The organism is Stenotrophomonas sp. YJH_SMC_131, assembly GCF_059367975.1.
Window position 1 is genome coordinate 559893 of the sequence record NZ_JCAFRJ010000002.1, and the last position, 17447, is coordinate 577339.

A 17447-nucleotide genomic window follows, 5' to 3' on the forward strand; every position below is an offset into this window, starting at 1 on the left:
CCGGCGGGGCCTGCTGGAAGACACCGATGCGCAACGATCCCTTTTCCCGCTCGCCGCAAGGCCCGCAGCGGCGCGGCCTGTTCGGCAACATCCGCTGGTGGGTGCTGCTGCTGGCAGCGGGCTATGCGGTGTTCTACTGGTTCTCCAATCGCACGGTCGATCCCTACACTGGCGAGAAGGTGATGATCGACAGCAGCCTGGATGCGCGCCAGGAGACCGCGCTCGGGCTGCAGGCCTACCAGCAGATCCTGTCGCAGGAACGGCCGATGGATCCGAATGCGCCGATCGCGCGTGATGTGCGCGACATCGCCCAGCGCCTGATCGCCAAGGTGGACGTGGTGGAGACCGCGCTGGCACAGGAGCACGGCGTGCAGCCGGCGCATTTCGCGCGGAATTTCCAGTGGGAAGTGAATGTGATCCCGTCCGAGCAGGCCAATGCGTTCTGCCTGCCGGGTGGCAAGATGGCGGTCTACACCGGCCTGGTGCCGGTGGCGCGTACGCGTGACGCGATGGCGGTGGTGATGGGCCATGAGATCGCCCATGCGCTTCTACGCCATGGTGCACAGCGGATGGCGCAGCAGAAGCTGACCCAGATCGGGCAGATGGCTGGTGCCGCCAGCGGCATGGATGCGCAGCAGCAACAGATGATGATGTCGGCGATGGGCTACGGCTACCTGCTGCCCTATGCGCGCAGCCACGAGATGCAGGCCGATGAAGTGGGGCTGATGCTGGCCGCAGCGGCCTGCTTCGATCCCCGCGAGGCGGTGCCGCTGTGGCAGCGCATGGGCCAGGCCAGTGGCGGCCAGGCGCCGCCGGAGTTCGCCTCCACCCACCCGAACCCGGGTACCCGCATCCAGAACCTGCAGGCGCTGATGCCGAAGGCGCTCGAGTACCGGCAGAAGTTCTGCGAGCAGGCAAAGTAGGGGGAGGGGCGGCAGGGCTTGCAGCCCTGCACCCGCGGTAGGTAGTGCCGGCCGCTGGCCGGCAGCAGCAACAGCGGAAGCGGGTTTCCTGAGGGATGGCGGGGTGGGTCCGGTTGCGGGAGACGCCGTAAACCCTTCCATGGGGGCTTGGCCGCGGCATCCATGCCGCGGACACTCCCGCAACCGGACCCACCCCGCCTTCGACAGTTTGCTGCGGTCTGTCGGAAATGCTCTTGGGGTCAGATCCGTTTTCCGTAGGAAAACGGATCTGACCCCGAATTGATTCGATATCTGACAGGATCTACCGTGTCGACCAAGCTCGACACCTACCAACAGTCATCGGAATCTGTCAGAGGTGGGGCGGTGTGGCTGTGCAGGACCGTTGGTGCCATCGAGCCCCCAAGGGTGAGGGCGCTTTGCTTGCGAAGCACTGCTTCGCAAGCGCCCGAACGCACAGCCGCCGGCGGCTGGGCCGGACCGCGCAGCGGGGTTTACGGCGTGTCCTGCACAGCCACACCGCCCCACCAAACCATCAGCAATCCAGAGCCGCTTTTGCTGTTGCTGTTGAGGTTGCCGGCCAGCGGCCGGCACTACCGCAGGTGCAGGGCGCAGCCCTGCCGAACGCCCCTTACTTGACCTGTACGTCGATCACGCCGTCGCCGACGCGGGCCTGCAGGGCGTCACCGGACTGTACCTGATCAAGCTTTCGCACCAGCGTACCGTCATCGCTGCGGGTCAGGATGCTGTAGCCACGCGCCACGGTCGCCAGCGGGCTGACTGCTTCAAGTGAACGCGCCAGTCCGCGCAGTCGCAGTGCATCGCGCTCCAGCAGGCGCTGCATCGCGGCCTGCGGCCGCCCGCGCAGGGCAGCCAGACGGCGCTGCATCGCATCGAGCTGGCGCTGCGGATGGTGCCCGCGCAGCACTGCCGCCGCATGACGCAGGCGCGCGGCGCGGCGCTCCTGCTGCTGGTTGAACGCCGCATGCAGGCGCCGGCCCAGATCCAGCTGGCGTCGGCGCAACAAGTCCAGCCGCGCCTGCGGGCTCTGGGCGTTCAGGCGCAGCAGGGCGCGGTCGGCGCGCTGCATCGCCTGCTGCATCGCATGCCGTTGCAGCTGCACCATGCGCGCGGCCGTGCGGCGCAGGCGCAGTGCCAGTTCGCGCTGGTCGGGTACCAGCAGTTCAGCTGCCACCGAAGGCGTCGGTGCACGCAGGTCGGCGGCGAAGTCGCTGAGGCTGAAGTCGGTTTCGTGGCCGACCGCCGAAACCACTGGGGTGTGGCTGGCGGCGATCGCACGGGCCAGGGCTTCGTCATTGAAGGCCCACAGGTCTTCCAGCGAACCGCCGCCGCGGGTCAGCAGGATCACGTCGTAGCGACCACTGGCATCGGCCGCCTGCAGCAGGCGGGTGATCTGCGCGGCGGCGCTGCTGCCCTGCACCAGGGTCGGCAGCAGGTCGACTTCCAGCAGCGGGAAACGGCGGCCGAGCACGCTCAGCACATCGCGCACGGCGGCGCCGGTCGGCGAGGTGATCACTGCCAGACGTTGTACATGCGCCGGCAGTGGCCGTTTGCGCGCCGGGTCGAACAGGCCCTCAGCCTCCAGCCGTGCCTTCAGTTCCTCGAAGGCGCGGCGCAGTGCGCCTTCGCCCGCCTCTTCCATGTGGTCCAGCACCATCTGGTACTCGCCACGGGCGTCGTACAGGGTCACCTTGCCGCGCACCAGCACGCGCATGCCTTCGCGCGGCACGAACTTCAGGTACTGCGCCTTCATCCGGAACATTGCGGCACGCAGCTGCGCACGCGCGTCCTTCAGGGTGAAATACAGGTGACCGGAGGCAGGACGCGCCACGCTGCCCAGTTCGGCCTCGACCCAGATCGCCGGGAAACTGCCTTCCAGCAGGTCGCGGGCCAGGGTGTTGAGCTGGCTGGGGGTGAAAATGTCGTTGTTGCGTGGCTGCATGGGAACGGCGTGCTGCGGGTGGAGCGGGGGCTCAGGATCGCACGTCAGCGCGCCGTGTGCTGGCCCAGCGCCCACTGCACGTGTTCACGCACCAGCGGCGAGGGATCATCGACGCGGGTCTGCAACGCGGCCAATGCTTCGGCCGAGGACGGTGCGTTGCCCAGTGCCACGGCGATGTTGCGCAGCCAGCGCTCGTGCCCGCTGCGGCGGATCGGGCTGCCCTCGGTGCGGCGCAGGAACTCGGCCTCGTCCCAGGCGAACAGCTGGTCCAGGCGCGCGGTATCGAGGTTGTTGCGCGCGCGGAAATCGGCTTCGTCGGTGCGCTTGGCGAACTTGTTCCAGGGGCAGACCAGCTGGCAGTCGTCGCAGCCGTAGATGCGGTTGCCGATCAACGGACGCATGTCTTCGGGAATGGTGCCGTCGTGCTCGATGGTCAGGTAGGAAATGCAGCGCCGCGCGTCCAGCCGCTGCGGACCGGTGATGGCCTGGGTCGGGCAGACATCGATGCAACGCGTGCAGGTGCCGCAGTGCGCCGTGGCCGGCGTGTCGATCGGCAACGGGATGTCGATGTAGATCTCGCCGATGAAGAACCATGAACCGCCATGGCGGTCGATCAGGCACGTGTGCTTTCCGATCCAGCCGAGGCCGGCGTTGCGCGCCAGTGCGCGTTCCAGCACGGGGGCGGAATCGACGAACACGCGGTAGCCCAGTGGCGCTACTTCATCGTTGATCTGCGTCGCCAGCTTCTGCAGGCGGTTGCGCATCAGCTTGTGATAGTCGCGGCCCAGCGCGTAGCGCGCCACGTAGGCGCGGCCCGGGTCGGCCAGGGTCGCCCAGGCTTCGGTGTCGTCCTTGTGGCTGTAGTCCATGCCCACTGAAATCACGCGCACGGTGCCGGGCAGCAGCTCGGCCGGTCGCGCGCGCAAGGTGCCGTGGCGCGCCATCCAGTCCATCGTGCCGTACAGGCCCTGGCCCAGCCAGTCGGCCAGGTGCGCTTCATCCTCGCCCAGTTCGATACCAGCGATGCCGCAGCGCTGGAAGCCATGCGCACGCGCCAGTTCGCGGATGCGCTGCACGGCCTGGACCGGATCGACAGGGGTGGGGGCGGGGGACATGTGCACCAGTATAAAATCCCTGCATGGCCAACCTTGCCGATCTGTTCGATTCCGCTGCCGCGCGTGCGCTTGATGCGCAGGCCTCGGCGTTGGCCGCCGACGGCGGCTGGGGCCTGATGGCGCAGGCCGGCCAGGCCGCCTGGCAGTGCCTGCTGCAGCATTGGCCCCAGGCGCGGCGGATCGGCGTGGTGGTCGGCGCTGGCAACAATGGGGGCGATGGCCATGTGCTGGCCCGTCACGCGCTGCAGGCCGGGCGCGAGGTGACAGTGATCGCCCTGCCGGGCAGGCCGCCCTCGACCGCGCTGGCACAGCGTGCAGCATCTGAATTCAGGTCCGGCGGCGGCACCATCACCGATTTCGACGGCATGCTGCCCGAGGCCGACGTCTGGGTCGATGCCCTGTTCGGGCTGGGCTTTGATCGCGCGCCGGAGGGTACGGCGCAGGCGTTGATTACCGCGCTCAACGCGCAGACTGCGCCGGTGCTGGCGCTGGATGTTCCCAGTGGCGTCGATGCCGACCGTGGGGCGGTGCCGGGCGTAGCAGTGCGCGCTGCACTGACCCTGCAGTTCATCGTGGCGCATCGCGGGCTGTATTCCGGCGATGCGCTGGATCATTGCGGGCACAAGGTCCTGGCGCCCCTGCTGTTGCCCGCGGCGGCCTGGCAAGGCGTGGTACCCGCTGCGGAGCACTGGACGCAGGTGAGGTTGCGGGCCCTGTTGCCACCGCGCCGCGCCAATACCCACAAGGGCGAATCCGGGCACGTGCTGTGCGTCGGCGGCAACCATGGCAGCGGCGGTGCCATCGCGATGGCGGCCGAAGCCGCCTTGCGCGCGGGTGCGGGGCTGTTGAGCCTGGGCACCCGCCGCGACCACGTCGGTCCACTGCTGGCCCGGTTGCCCGAGGCCATGACCCATGCACTGGAAGATGGCGATGTGCTGCCGGCGCTGCTGGACAAGGCGAAGGTGGTGGCGATCGGGCCCGGTCTGGGCCAGGACGAATGGGCACGCGCCTTGTTTGCGCGGGTGCTGGCCAGCAACAAGCCATTGGTGGTCGATGCTGACGCCCTGAACCTGCTGGCGCAGGATCCGCGCGCGTTGCCCGATGCCATTCTCACACCGCACCCGGGCGAGGCCGCGCGCCTGCTCGGCTGCAGCACGGCTGAAATCCAGGCCGACCGCTACACCTGTGCGCACATGCTGGCCGAGCGCTTCCATGCCGTGGTGGTGCTGAAGGGCGCTGGCAGCATCGTGGCAGCGCCTGGGAAAACGCCCCGGTTGATCGCTGCCGGTAACCCAGGGATGGCCGTGGGAGGCATGGGCGACCTGCTCACCGGCATCATCGCCAGCCTGCGCGCGCAGGGCCTTGCGGCCTTCGATGCCGCGGCCGCGGGCGCGCTGCTGCATGCGCTGGCGGGCGATGCAGCTGCCGCCGATGGCGCGCGCGGCCTGCTTCCTACTGATCTGCTGGCGCCGCTGCGGCGACTGGCCAACCCGGACCTCTCCCCATGACCGAATTCTTCCTTGCCGACAGCGACGCCACCGAACTGCTCGGGCAGTGGCTGGCGGCCACCCGGCCGCCGCAGGCGCTGATCGAACTGCGCGGCGACCTGGGTGCCGGCAAGTCCACCACGGCCCGCGCGCTGCTGCGCGCGCTGGGCGTGCAGGGCGCGATCCGCAGCCCCACCTACACCCTGGTCGAGCGCTATCCGCTGGCCAGTGGCGGCGAGGCGTGGCACCTGGACCTGTATCGCATCGGCCAGGCCGGTGAGCTGGATTTCCTCGGCCTGGACGAGGGCAGCGCGGTGCTGTGGCTGGTCGAATGGCCGGAACGGGGCGCCGGCGCGCTGCCGCCGACCGACCTGGTGGTGGCGCTGGAGATCGAGGGGCAGGGACGACGCGTCCGTCTCACTGGGGCCAGCGACGTAGGACATGAATGGCTGGAACGGTTGCCGCAAGGGGGCGACTTGCAGGCCATTTCTGTCGGCTGACGAGAACAAAGACCGGCAGGTTACGGATTATTAAGGAAAAAGGTGTTGCATTCCGTTCAGCGCGGTGATTGAATCCTGAGCCATGCGCCCGGGGAACCGTCTCATCGCCATCTGTGCCGCCGTCGGACTGGGTCTGGCGAGCGTCAGTGCGTGGGCGGGTGAAGTCCGACAGGTCCTGCTGAACACCGGCGCTACCGGCACCCGTGCCGAGATCTCGCTGGTCGGCAGTGGCGGCTACAAGACCCTGTCGCTGGCCGGCCCGAACCGCCTGGTGGTCGATTTCCCCGACTCCAGCGCCATACGCAACCTGAAGATGCCGGCCGCGCAGGGCGTGGTCACGGCGGTGCGTACCGGACAGCCGGTCCCGGGCACGTTCCGCGTCGTTTTCGACCTCGCCGAATCGGTGGCGCCGTTCCGCCCGCAGATGCAGCGCGAGGGCAATGAATCCAAGCTGGTGATCGAATGGCCGGGCGATGGCCCGGCCGTGGCCAGCAGCCGCCCGGCGGCGACGCCAGCCGTCCAGCCGCAGGCGCCCGCGGCGGGAGCTGCACCTGTACCGACTCCGGCCGAGAGCGCGCAGTCGCGCACCGATGCCGCGCGTGCCACGGCCCTGCTGACCGCACAGGTACAGCAGCAGGCCAGCGCCACTGCCGCCGCACCAGCCACGCCGACCCCGGCACCGACCACCGCGCCGGCCCAGGTTGCTGCGGCCGGTGTCACCGCCAGCAGCACGCCGTCGTCCTCGCCGGCCGCGATCCTCGCCGGCCAGCGCACCGCAGCGGTGGTGACCACGCCGCCGGCCACCGTGCCTACACCGGCACCGACGCCGGTGGAACCGCCGCGTCCTGTCATGCCCAGCGATGCGTCGCGTATCCGCATGCAGGCGGGCATGCGCCACCTGGTGGTGGCGATCGATCCCGGACACGGCGGCCAGGACCCGGGTGCGATCGGCCCGACCGGCAAGCGCGAGAAGGATGTCACTCTGGCAGTGGCGCGCGAGCTGGCCCGCCAGGTCAACGCCACGCCAGGCCTGAAGGCCTACCTGACGCGCGACAGCGACGTGTTCATTCCGCTGCCTATGCGTGCGCAGAAGGCGCGTGCGAACAAGGCGGACATCTTCATCTCGATCCATGCCGACGCGGCCGAAAACCGCTCGGCCACGGGCTCATCGGTCTACGTGCTGTCGACCAAGGGCGCCTCTTCGCAGCGCGCCCGCTGGCTGGCGGACAAGGAAAACGCGGCCGACCTGGTCGGTGGCGTGCGCCTGCAGCAGACCGAAGGCACCCTGGCCAACGTGCTGCTGGACCTGGCGCAGAGCGGCTACATGAAGGCGTCCGAAGACGCGGCCGGCCACGTGCTGGGCGGCCTGAAGCGGATCGGCAACAACCACAAGCCGAACATCGAGCGCGCCAACTTCGCGGTGCTGCGCACCTCGGACATGCCGGCGATGCTGGTGGAAACCGCGTTCATCTCCAATCCGGATGAAGAACGCCGCCTGATGGACCCGGCGTACCAGCGCAAGATCGCTGGCGCCGTGCTGGACGGCGTGCACACCTTCTTCAGCCGCCAGCCGCCGCCGGGGACGTTGTATGCGGCCCGCGCCCAGGCCGAGATCGACGCGGCCGGCACCATGGCCGGCGGCAGCAAGTAAGCCGCCGAAGGCGGGTTGCTGCTTTCCGTAGAGTCGAGCCGCGCTCGACTGGGCCTTGTCGGTAGCCCGCAGTCGAGCATGGCTCGACTCTATCCTCGGCAGCTCCGCTATCATCGACCCATGAAGTCTGCTGCCCATCACCTCCCATGAGCGCGCCCGGTCCGCGCCCGATCCGGCCGTTGCCGGAGATCCTCATCAACCAGATCGCCGCTGGCGAAGTGGTCGAACGGCCCGCGTCGGTGGTCAAGGAACTGGTCGAGAACGCGATCGATGCCGGCGCCAGCCGCGTCGACATCGATCTGGAAGAGGGCGGTGTGCGCCTGATCCGCATCCGTGACAATGGCAGCGGCATCGCACCGGAGCAGCTGCCGCTGGCGGTATCGCGCCACGCCACCAGCAAGATCGCCGACCTGGACGATCTGGAATCGGTGGCAACGCTGGGGTTCCGCGGTGAAGCGCTGCCTTCGATCGCCTCGGTCAGCCGCTTCACCCTGGCCTCGCGCCGCGCGCATGACGAGCACGGTTCGGCGTTGCAGATCGAAGGCGGCAAGATCGGCGAGGTGACCCCGCGCGCGCACGCGCCGGGCACCACGGTGGAAGTGCGCGAGCTGTTCTACAACGTGCCGGCGCGGCGCAAGTTCCTGCGCGCCGAGCGCACCGAACTGGGCCATATCGAAGAGTGGCTGCGTTCGCTGGCGCTGGCACGGCCGGATGTCGAGCTGCGCGTGTCGCACAACGGCAAGGCCTCGCGTCGTTACAAGCCGGGCGATCTGTATTCCGATACACGCCTTGCCGAAACGCTGGGCGAGGATTTCGCCAACCAGGCCGTGCGCGTGGACCACAGCGGTGCCGGACTGCGCCTGCATGGCTGGATCGCGCAGCCGCATTATTCGCGCGCGAGCGCCGACCAGCAGTACCTGTACGTCAACGGTCGCTCGGTGCGTGACCGCAGCGTCGCCCACGCAGTGAAGATGGCCTACGGCGATGTGCTGTACCACGGCCGCCAGCCGGCCTATGTGCTGTTCCTGGAACTGGATCCGACCCGCGTCGACGTCAACGTGCACCCTGCCAAGCACGAAGTGCGCTTCCGTGATTCGCGGCTGGTCCATGATTTCGTCTACCGCACGCTGAAGGATGCGCTGGCCGATACCCGCGCCGGCATGTCGGCGCAGGAGATCGGTGCCGGTGCTGCGCAGCCGGTGGATGCCACGGCCATGCCGATGGCATCGAGCGCAGGCGCGTCGGGATTCGGGCTGGTGCGTGGGCCCGCGCCGGGTGCCGGCTCGGGAGGTGGTGGTGGCGGATTCTCCGGATGGCGCCCGCAGCAGCCGCTGGGCCTGCAGGTGGCCGATGCACCGGCTGCCTATGCCGCGCTGTATGCCGCACCGGCCGGCGCCGAGCGCGGTGCTGCGCTGCCGCCGATGCCGACCGAGAACGGACTGCCGGTCACCAGTGCCGACGCAGGCGTGCCGCCGCTGGGCTATGCGATCGCGCAGCTGCATGGCATCTACATCCTGGCCGAGAACGCCGAAGGCCTGATCGTGGTCGACATGCATGCGGCCCACGAACGCATCGGCTACGAGCGCCTGAAGAACGCGCACGATGGCATCGGCCTGCAGTCGCAGCCGTTGCTGGTGCCGATCACGCTGGCAGTGGGCGAGCGCGAGGCCGACACCGCCGAGAGCGAAGCTGAAACCCTGGCGGCGCTCGGCTTCGAGGTGACCCGTGCCGGCCGCGGTTCGCTGCACGTGCGCAGTATTCCGGCATTGTTGGCGCATGCCGAACCGGAAGGGCTGCTGCGCGACGTGCTGACCGACCTGCGCGAGCATGGCCAGAGCCGCCGCGTGGCCAGTGCACGCGACGAACTGCTTTCGACCATGGCCTGCCACGGCGCGGTGCGTGCCAACCGGCGCTTGACCCTGCCGGAAATGAACGCGCTGCTGCGCGACATGGAAATCACCGAACGGTCCGGCCAGTGCAACCACGGCCGACCGACCTGGGCCCGTTTTTCGCTGGCGGAGATCGACCGCTGGTTCCTGCGCGGACGTTGAGGGGAGCATCGATGCGTTATCGGGGAATGGCGGGCCTGCTGGCCGCCGTGGTGTTGGCCGCCTGCAGCCCGGCAACACCGCCGGTGCCGACGGCCGCTGAAGATCCGGCCTACGCGGCCGCGCAGCAACAATGGCGTGTAGCGCGCTACCAGGACCTGACCCGGCCCGATGGCTGGACGGCGCTGGTGGGCCTGCACTGGCTGCAGAACAAATCGCATTTCGTTGGCAGCGGCGCTACCAACGGCATCCGCCTGACGGTTGGCCCGGACAAGCTGGGCCTGCTGCGTCGCGAAGGGACGCAGTGGTGGTTCACGCCTGAAGCCGGTGTCGATGTCAGTCATGATGGCCTGCCGGTGCGCGGCCGCATCCGCGTTGACACCGACAAGGACGCGCAACCGACGCTGCTGGCCTTCGATGGCGGCAAGGGCCAGCTCAGCATCATCCGCCGGGGGCCGCGGGACGCGCTGCGGGTCAAGCATGCCGATGCGCCTGCGCGGCGTGACTTTGCCGGCCTGCAGTACTGGCCGGGCGGCGTGGACTGGCAGGTGCAGGCGCGCTTCATCGCGCACCCGCCGGGCAAGACCCTGCCGATCGTCGACATCACCGGCCTGACCACCGAGATGCCCAATGCCGGCGCGGTCGAGTTCGAACGCGATGGTCGCAGCTGGCGGCTGGAAGCGATCGGTGCGCCCGGGCAGCCGCTGTTCCTGATCTTCGCCGACCGCACCAGCGGCCGCGGCAGCTATCCGGCCGGGCGCTACCTGGATACCGATGCGCCCGCCGCAGACGGCACCGTGCGCATCGATTTCAACCATGCCTACAACCCGCCGTGCGCGTTCACCGCCTACGCCACCTGTCCGCTGGCGCCACCGGAAAACCGGCTGGATCTGCGCGTGGAAGCGGGCGAGAAGGCGTACCACCTGCCTGAAGGAGAAGGCTGACCATGCCGATCAAACACCTGTTCCGTGCCGCGCTGCTGATGGCGGCGTGCGCGATGGCACCCCTGGCCACTGCCCGCGATGCGCCGGGCACCACGGCTGCGGCCGCGACCGCCGCGGCGGCCAAGCCGCCCGTACCGCTGTTGTGGAAAGTCACCGGCCCGGGCGATGCACGCGTCTACCTGCTGGGGTCGTTCCACCTGCTGAAGCCGCAGGACTACCCGCTGTCGCCCGATGTCGAGCAGGCGTTCGAGGCCTCGCAGCGGGTGGTGTTCGAGCTGTCGCCGGAAGACATGCAGTCGCCGCAGCTGGCCAGCCGCATGGTGCAGGCCGCGACCCGCACCGATGGCAGCGAGCTGAAGCGTGATCTGGATGCGCCGACCTGGCAGAAGCTGCAGGCCTTTGCTGCCCAGAACCAGCTGCCGCTGGCGCAGATGCAGGGCATGAAGGCCTGGTTTGTCGGCCTGAGCATTTCGGTCGGGCAGATGCAGAAGCTGGGCCTGGACCCGGCGCTGGGCCTGGACCGTCACTTCATGGAGCGTGCGCAGAAGACCGGTCGCAAGACGGCGGGCCTGGAGGACATCGATACCCAGATCGGCATGCTTGACGGGATGACGGTGCAGGAGCAGCGGCAGATGCTGGCCGAAGCGCTGGACCAGGCCGGCAAGGCCGATGAGCAGGCGCGGCTGCTGCATGATGCATGGCGTCGCGGCGACGAGCGCCTGCTGTGGACCAAGATGGCGGCGGAGATGCGCCAGCAGTATCCGCAGCTGTACCAGCGCATCAACACCGGGCGCAACGATGCCTGGGTGCCGAAGCTGCAGCCGTACCTGCAGGCCGGGCAGGGCGGTACGCTGGTGGTGGTCGGCACGCTGCACCTGCTGGGCAGTGATGGCGTGGTCGAGAAGCTGAAGGCCAAGGGCTACAAGGTCGAGCGCGTGTGCACGGGGTGCAAGGCGCAACGCTGACGCATCGTTGGCGCGATGCCAAACAGAACGGCGCGCCAGGGGCGCGCCGTTTTCGTATCAGCCGTAGCTGCCGTTCAGCGGCGGGTCTTGCCGCCGGTGCCGGTGCCCGGTTCGCCGGGCTTGTTGCCGGTGCCGGTTCCCGTTCCGGTACCGCCGGGGCGCGGGCCACCGAAACCGCTGCCCATGCTGCGCTGGAACTCCTGCCACAACTCCAGGTTGCGCTCGGTCAGCTGGTTCATCATCGCCCACGGGGTCTGGCCCAGCAGGTTGCCCATCTGCTGGCGGAACTGCTGCTGCTGGTCGAGGAAGACCTGCATGCTGCGCTCCAGATAGTTGCCCATGAAGCCCTGCAGGGAATCGCCGTAGAAGCGGATCAGCTGGCTCAGCAGCTGGGTGGACAGCATCGGTTCGCCGTCCTGTTCCTGGTCGGCGATGATCTGCAGCAGGACCGATCGAGTGAGGTCGTCGCCGCTCTTGGCGTCGCGGACTTCGAAGTCTTCACCATCCAGGATCAGCTGGCGCACGTCCTCGATGGTGATGTAGCTGGAGATCTCGGTGTCGTAGAGACGGCGGTTCGGATACTTCTTGATGATGCGGGTCGCAGCCATGAAGCGGTACTCGTCACAGTAGACGCGCAGCATGGCGCAGTGCAGCAGCGGTTGCAACCGCCCCAGCCCCCGCCAGGCTTGGCTTTCAGGGGCGATCATGTTGCGCAACAAGGGTTTGCGTGCTGCGCAGCATGACCATCGGCAGGGGCCGCCGGTGCATGCCGCGGCGCCCCGTGCGCGGCTCACCAGCCCATGTGGTGGCCGCCGTTGATGTCCAGGTTGCTGCCGGTGATCCACGAGGCTTCCTCGGCCACCAGGAAGGACACGCCATAGGCGATTTCTTCCGGCTTGCCGAGGCGTCCGGTCGGGATGTCGGCGATGATCTTGGCGCGCACGTCCTCCGGAACCGCCATCACCATGTCGGTGGCGACGTAGCCGGGCGAAATGGTGTTGACAGTGATGCCGAAGCCGGCGTTCTCGCGGGCCAGCGAGATGGTGAAGCCGTGCATGCCGGCCTTGGCCGCAGCGTAGTTGGCCTGGCCGTACTGGCCCTTCAGGCCGTTGATCGAGCTGATCTGGATGACCCGGCCCCAGCCGCGGCGGCGCATGCCCTCGATGACCGGCCGGGTGACGTTGAACACCGAGTTGAGATTGGTGTTGATCACATCGTGCCACTGGTCCGCGCGCATGCGGTGGAAGGTGGTGTCACGGGTGATGCCGGCGTTGTTGACCAGGATCTCGACCGGGCCCAGCTCGGCCTCGACGGCGCGCACGAGTGCTTCGGCGCTGTCCGGATCGGAGACATCGCCCGGGAAGATCGCCACGTGGTAGCCGCGCTCGGTCATCGCCTGCTGCCAGGCGCGGGCCTTGGCCTCGTCGCGGTAGTTGGTGGCGACCCGGTGGCCCTGGTCGGCCAGGCGTTGGCAGATGGCGGTACCGATGCCGCCGGTTCCGCCGGTGACCAGTGCGACGCGAGATGTCATGGAGTGCTGTCCGGGTATCAGGTGGGGGAAGGGGGATTCTGCAACATCGGCGCGGAAAGTGCGCCGGCCGGCAACAGGATGTCGGTCCGCGGCAGCCGCGCCGGGTCGAACGCCCGTTGCGCAGCCTCCAGCAGCGCATCCCGGTCATCGGCGCCGTCCAGTGCGGCAGGCGCCTGGTCCAGCAGCTGCCAGAGCGCGCGCAATACCGGCACCGGCCGCGTGCTGTCCACCGGCAGCGACGCCAGCGACTTGGACAGTTTGTGCCCCGGTGCATCGAGCAGCAGCGGCAGGTGCCAGTAGCGTGGCACGGCCAGGCCCAGCGCCTGCTGCAGCAGGATCTGCCGCGCGGTGGAATCGAGCAGGTCGGCGCCGCGCACCACTTCGGTCACGCCCTGTTCGGCGTCATCGACCACCACGGCCAACTGGTAGGCCCAGCAGCCATCTGCACGGCGCAGCACGAAGTCGCCAACCTCGGCATGCACGTCCTGGTGCTGCGGCCCGCGCAGGCCATCATTGAAGTGCACGATGCTGCCGCGTGGCACGCGGAAGCGGACGGCAGGGTCCGGTCGTGGCTGTCGCGCAACGCAGCGGTGGTGGATGCCGCCGCTGGCGGCCAGTTCGCTGCGGCTGCAGTGGCAGACAAAGGCCAGATCGCTGGCCAGCAGCACGTCGAGCGCGGCCTGGTAGGCCTCCCCGCGCGCGCTCTGCCACAGGACCGGGCCGTCATGGGTGAGGCCGAAGGCGGCCAGCGCCTGCAGTTGTGCCTCCGCGGCGCCAGGCACCGTGCGCGGCGGATCGACGTCTTCAATGCGCAGCCGCCACAGGCCGCCGTGATGGCGGGCGAGCAGCCAGCTGCCGAAGGCGGCAAGCAGGGATCCGGGGTGGAGCAGGCCGGTCGGCGAGGGCGCGAAGCGGCCGCAGGAAATGGGGGAGGTCATGCTGGCTGAATCGTCGGTCAGGTTGGCGCTTGAATTCAAGCTGACCACACCGCAAATTGACTGGTATCGACCCCTTCCGAGCCGGATTTTCCCATGTTTACCCGCATTGCCCTGTTCCTGGCGACCAACTTCGCGGTCCTGATCCTCGCCAGCATCGTGATGTCGTTGCTGGGGGTCAATCCGAGCCAGATGAGTGGCCTGCTGGTCATGGCCGCGATCTTCGGCTTCGGTGGCTCCTTCATCTCGCTGCTGCTGTCCAAGTGGATGGCCAAGCGCTCCACCGGTGCGGTGGTGATCACCGAGCCGCGCAACCAGACCGAGCGCTGGCTGCTGGCCACCGTCGAACGGCAGGCCAAGGCGGCCGGCATCGGCATGCCCGAGGTGGCGGTCTATGACGGCCCGGAGATCAATGCCTTCGCCACCGGTGCCAACCGCAACAACGCGCTGGTGGCGGTGTCCACCGGCCTGCTGCACAACATGAGTGAAGACGAGGCCGAAGCGGTGCTGGGCCACGAGATCGCCCACGTCGCCAACGGTGACATGATCACCATGGCACTGCTGCAGGGCGTGTTGAACACCTTCGTGATCGTGCTGGCCCGCGTGGTCGGCGGCATCATCGACAGCGCGCTGTCGGGCAACCGCGAAGGCGGCGGCCGCGGCTTCGCCTACTACATCATCGTGTTCGTGCTGGAGATGGTGTTCGGCCTGTTCGCCACGATGATCTCGATGTGGTTCTCGCGCCACCGCGAGTTCCGTGCCGATGCGGGTGGTGCCTCGCTGGCGGGCCGCCAGAAGATGATCGCCGCGCTGGAGCGCCTGCAGCTCAACCACGGCCAGAGCACGCTGCCGACCCAGATTGCCGCCTTCGGCATTTCCGGTTCGACGGCCAAGAAGCTGTTCATGAGCCACCCGCCGCTGGAAGAGCGCATCGCCGCGCTGCGGGCGTCGACGGCGGCGTAAGCCACCGCTCCACGGTAGTGCAGGAACGCCTGGCCCCGCGCCGGGCGTTTTTGTTTGCGCGATGCATTGCTGATGCCGGATCGTGCCCGGCGGATCGTTTCCGCGCCTGCGGGGAGGTGTCACTTTCTTTGCTCGTGCAAAGAAAGTAACCAAAGAAACACGCCGCCGGGGCGCGAGCCGACGTGCTGCGCACGCCGGTACCCTGCGCTCCTCTGCCCGTCGAGGGACGGTGCGGGAACTCGCTGCGCTCAGACACCCGCACCTCTTCGCCCTCGCCGGACCTGCGGTGCTCGGCTCGCTCAAGGCGGACCCAAGGTCAAATGCCACAGCTGCACCCAGTACATCTTCGCGACGCGTGGATGCTGTTGTTCTTGATCTTGACCTTCCAGTCCGCCTTGAGCGAGCCGAGCATCGCAGGGGAATCAGGGGCGAAGAGGCGCCGGTGTCTGAGCGCAGCGAGTTCGGCGCCGTCCCCTGATTCTCCGAGAAGCGCAGGGAACCGTCGCGTAGCGACGGCTCGCGGCCGGCGGAGCGTTTCTTTGGTTACTTTCTTTGCGCGCAAAGAAAGTGACACCCCTCCGCGGTCGCGGAAACGACTCTCCGTGCGCGCAAACGAAAACGGCACCCTCGCAGGTGCCGTCTCCATGAACCGCATTACGCGAAACCTCAGAACTTCGCGTCGAACTCCGCCGCATAGCCGGTGTTGACCAGCACCTTCTGCAGCGACTCGGCCACCTTCAGGTTGCCGGCCACGATCTGGTGGGTCTCCGGGCCACGGTTGTCCATGCGGCCCAGGGTCGCGCCCTTGAAGTCGCAGACCTTGCCACCCGCCTCGCGGACCAGCAGCAGGCCGGCGGCGATGTCCCACGCCTTCACGCCGGCTTCGAAGTAGGCGTCGGCGCGGCCGCAGGCCACGTAGGCCAGGTCCAGTGCGGCCGAGCCGGTGCGGCGGATGTCCTCGCCGTGCACCAGCAGGGCGTCAACCGCCTTCAGCTGGGCGCTGGCACGGCTGCGCTCGCGCGGCGCGAAGCCGGTGTGGATCATCGTGCCTTCCAGGTCCTTGCGATCGGCCACGCGGATGCGGCGGTCGTTCAGCACGGCGCCAGCGCCACGGCTTGCGGTGAACAGTTCATTGCGCAGCGGGTCGAAGATGACCGCATCGGTCGGTTCGCCATTCTCGACCAGGGCGATCGACACGCAGTAGTGCGGCACGCCGCGCAGGTAATTGCTGGTGCCGTCCAGCGGGTCGATGACCCACATCTGGCGGCGCTCGCCCTGCACGCCACCTTCTTCGCCGAAGATGCCGTAGTCCGGGTAAGCGCGCTTGAGTTCCTTGACGATGACCTTTTCCGCGTCCGCATCCACTTCGCTGGCGTAGTCCATCCGGCCCTTCTGCACCACGTTCAGTGCCTCGAGCTTGTTGATGTTGCGCAACAGGACGTTGCCGGCGAGGCGGGCGGCCTTGACCATGACGGTGACGGCGGGTTTCTGCATGGCGTGGGCTCCCGGAAAGGCAGAAGAGATGGACTGGCGGGGGAAAAGAGCGGGTCCGGCGCAGTGGCCGGCCGCACAGTTTACCATTGGTCATCGTCCAGCTCGACCTTTTCCCTGTTCATGTCCCAGTTTCCCGCCGCCACCCGCCTCCGATTCGTCCTGGTCGGTACCCAGCACCCCGGCAACATGGGCGCTGCCGCCCGTGCCCTGAAGACCATGGGCCTGGCCCGCCTGGTGCTGGTCGCCCCCGAAAAACCGCTGGACGAGGAGGCTTTCCGCCGCTCGGCCGGTGCCGAAGACGTGCTGGGGGACGCCCCGGTGGTGGCCACCCTGGCCGAGGCCGTGGCCGATTGCCGACTGGTGCTGGGCTGCACCGCCCGTGCCCGCCGCGTCCAGCTGGAGGAGTACCTGCCGGCCGATGCCGCCGCCCGTGCGGTGGCCAAGGCGGGCGAGGGCGCCGAGGTGGCGCTGGTGTTCGGTCGCGAGCGCACCGGGCTGACCAACGAGGAACTGCAGCTCTGCCATGCGGCGGTGCATATTCCATCCGACCCGGCGTTCAGCTCGCTCAACCTGGCAGCCGCGGTGCAGGTGCTGGCCTATGAAACGCGCATGCAGCTGCTGGGCGCGCAGCCGGCCGCCGACGCCGAGCCGGGTTTCCGCGAACAGGCCGCCAGCCATGAGCAGATGGAGAGCTTCTTCGCCCAGCTCGGCGACACCTTGGACGAGATCGATTTCCACAAGGGCCGCGCACCGGAATCAGCGATGCGCAAGCTGCGCCGCCTGTTCCTGCGCAGCGAGCCGAGCGAGCAGGAAGTGCGCCTGTTGCGCGGCATCCTGGCCGACACCCAGCGCATGGCGCGACTGGCACAAGCGGGCAACAAGGACAGCTGACGACGTTCTCATTTTTTCGGGTAGTCTGTCCGGATACCCA

Annotated in this window: 15 protein-coding genes; 9 read left to right on the forward strand and 6 right to left on the reverse strand. The window is 68.3% G+C overall.

Annotation, left to right across the window (positions count from 1 at the left end; translation table 11 throughout):
• Positions 1 to 26: 26 nt before the first annotated feature.
• Positions 27 to 923, forward strand: a complete 897-nt coding sequence (locus AC5P56_RS06380; RefSeq protein WP_495231498.1) for a M48 family metallopeptidase — start codon at positions 27 to 29, stop codon at positions 921 to 923.
• A 628-nt stretch (positions 924 to 1551) separates the two neighbouring features.
• Here the strand turns inward: AC5P56_RS06380 and xseA are convergent.
• A complete protein-coding gene (gene xseA, locus AC5P56_RS06385; RefSeq protein WP_046431756.1) occupies positions 1552 to 2883 on the reverse strand; it encodes an exodeoxyribonuclease VII large subunit in 1332 nt (443 codons plus the stop codon).
• 44 nt (positions 2884 to 2927) lie between these two features.
• A complete protein-coding gene (gene queG, locus AC5P56_RS06390; RefSeq protein ID WP_014647816.1) occupies positions 2928 to 3998 on the reverse strand; it encodes a tRNA epoxyqueuosine(34) reductase QueG in 1071 nt (356 codons plus the stop codon).
• A 23-nt stretch (positions 3999 to 4021) separates the two neighbouring features.
• Here queG and AC5P56_RS06395 point away from each other — a divergent pair, with 23 nt between their 5' ends.
• From AC5P56_RS06395 to AC5P56_RS06420, 6 genes are all read left to right on the forward strand, one after another.
• A complete protein-coding gene (locus AC5P56_RS06395) occupies positions 4022 to 5506 on the forward strand; it encodes an NAD(P)H-hydrate dehydratase (protein ID WP_262093558.1) in 1485 nt (494 codons plus the stop codon).
• Positions 5503 to 5985 carry a tRNA (adenosine(37)-N6)-threonylcarbamoyltransferase complex ATPase subunit type 1 TsaE gene (gene tsaE, locus AC5P56_RS06400; RefSeq protein WP_049405932.1) on the forward strand — a complete coding sequence of 161 codons (483 nt, stop codon included), beginning with the start codon at positions 5503 to 5505 and terminating at the stop codon, positions 5983 to 5985. The genes AC5P56_RS06395 and tsaE overlap by 4 nt, the downstream gene beginning before the upstream one ends.
• Before the next feature lie 82 nt (positions 5986 to 6067).
• Positions 6068 to 7636: an N-acetylmuramoyl-L-alanine amidase gene (locus tag AC5P56_RS06405; RefSeq protein WP_046431749.1), complete on the forward strand. Its 1569-nt coding sequence runs from the start codon at positions 6068 to 6070 to the stop codon at positions 7634 to 7636.
• A 146-nt stretch (positions 7637 to 7782) separates the two neighbouring features.
• Positions 7783 to 9687 (forward strand): DNA mismatch repair endonuclease MutL, encoded by a 1905-nt coding sequence (gene mutL, locus AC5P56_RS06410; protein ID WP_445391805.1) that lies wholly within the window; start codon positions 7783 to 7785, stop codon positions 9685 to 9687.
• 11 nt (positions 9688 to 9698) lie between these two features.
• Positions 9699 to 10628, forward strand: a complete 930-nt coding sequence (locus AC5P56_RS06415) for a DUF1684 domain-containing protein (RefSeq protein WP_014647811.1) — start codon at positions 9699 to 9701, stop codon at positions 10626 to 10628.
• Positions 10629 to 10630: 2 nt separating this feature from the next.
• Positions 10631 to 11593 (forward strand): TraB/GumN family protein, encoded by a 963-nt coding sequence (locus tag AC5P56_RS06420; RefSeq protein ID WP_329768320.1) that lies wholly within the window; start codon positions 10631 to 10633, stop codon positions 11591 to 11593.
• Positions 11594 to 11667: 74 nt separating this feature from the next.
• Here the strand turns inward: AC5P56_RS06420 and phaR are convergent, their stop codons facing one another.
• From phaR to gluQRS, 3 genes are all read right to left on the reverse strand, one after another.
• A complete protein-coding gene (gene phaR / locus AC5P56_RS06425) occupies positions 11668 to 12201 on the reverse strand; it encodes a polyhydroxyalkanoate synthesis repressor PhaR (RefSeq protein ID WP_041864232.1) in 534 nt (177 codons plus the stop codon).
• Positions 12202 to 12383: 182 nt separating this feature from the next.
• The gene (locus AC5P56_RS06430) at positions 12384 to 13124 is read right to left on the reverse strand and encodes a beta-ketoacyl-ACP reductase (protein ID WP_014647808.1); all 741 of its coding nucleotides are present in this window, start codon (positions 13122 to 13124) and stop codon (positions 12384 to 12386) included.
• A 17-nt stretch (positions 13125 to 13141) separates the two neighbouring features.
• Positions 13142 to 14062, reverse strand: coding sequence for a tRNA glutamyl-Q(34) synthetase GluQRS (gluQRS, locus tag AC5P56_RS06435; RefSeq protein WP_495231499.1), 921 nt, complete (start codon positions 14060 to 14062; stop codon positions 13142 to 13144).
• A 93-nt stretch (positions 14063 to 14155) separates the two neighbouring features.
• On the opposite strand from gluQRS, the gene htpX reads away from it, so the two are divergent.
• Entirely contained in the window at positions 14156 to 15022 is an 867-nt protein-coding gene (htpX, locus tag AC5P56_RS06440) for a protease HtpX (protein ID WP_014647806.1), read from the forward strand.
• 666 nt (positions 15023 to 15688) lie between these two features.
• Here htpX and AC5P56_RS06445 read toward each other — a convergent pair.
• Positions 15689 to 16516: an inositol monophosphatase family protein gene (locus tag AC5P56_RS06445; protein WP_005417749.1), complete on the reverse strand. Its 828-nt coding sequence runs from the start codon at positions 16514 to 16516 to the stop codon at positions 15689 to 15691.
• Between the two features lie 120 nt (positions 16517 to 16636).
• On the opposite strand from AC5P56_RS06445, the gene AC5P56_RS06450 reads away from it, so the two are divergent.
• Positions 16637 to 17407 (forward strand): RNA methyltransferase, encoded by a 771-nt coding sequence (locus AC5P56_RS06450; protein ID WP_032956141.1) that lies wholly within the window; start codon positions 16637 to 16639, stop codon positions 17405 to 17407.
• Positions 17408 to 17447: the final 40 nt, after the last annotated feature.

What these genes read in the sequence shown, in the direction of transcription:
- AC5P56_RS06380 (WP_495231498.1), top strand. Translation starts at nt 27, where the DNA reads ATGCGCAACGATCCCTTTTCCCGCTCGCCGCAAGGCCCGCAGCGGCGC.
- AC5P56_RS06415 (WP_014647811.1), top strand. Translation starts at nt 9,699, where the DNA reads ATGCGTTATCGGGGAATGGCGGGCCTGCTGGCCGCCGTGGTGTTGGCC.
- phaR (WP_041864232.1), bottom strand. Translation starts at nt 12,201, where the DNA reads ATGGCTGCGACCCGCATCATCAAGAAGTATCCGAACCGCCGTCTCTAC.
- htpX (WP_014647806.1), top strand. Translation starts at nt 14,156, where the DNA reads ATGTTTACCCGCATTGCCCTGTTCCTGGCGACCAACTTCGCGGTCCTG.
- AC5P56_RS06420 (WP_329768320.1), top strand. Translation starts at nt 10,631, where the DNA reads ATGCCGATCAAACACCTGTTCCGTGCCGCGCTGCTGATGGCGGCGTGC.
- queG (WP_014647816.1), bottom strand. Translation starts at nt 3,998, where the DNA reads ATGTCCCCCGCCCCCACCCCTGTCGATCCGGTCCAGGCCGTGCAGCGC.
- tsaE (WP_049405932.1), top strand. Translation starts at nt 5,503, where the DNA reads ATGACCGAATTCTTCCTTGCCGACAGCGACGCCACCGAACTGCTCGGG.
- AC5P56_RS06445 (WP_005417749.1), bottom strand. Translation starts at nt 16,516, where the DNA reads ATGCAGAAACCCGCCGTCACCGTCATGGTCAAGGCCGCCCGCCTCGCC.
- gluQRS (WP_495231499.1), bottom strand. Translation starts at nt 14,062, where the DNA reads ATGACCTCCCCCATTTCCTGCGGCCGCTTCGCGCCCTCGCCGACCGGC.
- AC5P56_RS06405 (WP_046431749.1), top strand. Translation starts at nt 6,068, where the DNA reads ATGCGCCCGGGGAACCGTCTCATCGCCATCTGTGCCGCCGTCGGACTG.
- AC5P56_RS06395 (WP_262093558.1), top strand. Translation starts at nt 4,022, where the DNA reads ATGGCCAACCTTGCCGATCTGTTCGATTCCGCTGCCGCGCGTGCGCTT.
- xseA (WP_046431756.1), bottom strand. Translation starts at nt 2,883, where the DNA reads ATGCAGCCACGCAACAACGACATTTTCACCCCCAGCCAGCTCAACACC.
- AC5P56_RS06430 (WP_014647808.1), bottom strand. Translation starts at nt 13,124, where the DNA reads ATGACATCTCGCGTCGCACTGGTCACCGGCGGAACCGGCGGCATCGGT.
- AC5P56_RS06450 (WP_032956141.1), top strand. Translation starts at nt 16,637, where the DNA reads ATGTCCCAGTTTCCCGCCGCCACCCGCCTCCGATTCGTCCTGGTCGGT.
- mutL (WP_445391805.1), top strand. Translation starts at nt 7,783, where the DNA reads ATGAGCGCGCCCGGTCCGCGCCCGATCCGGCCGTTGCCGGAGATCCTC.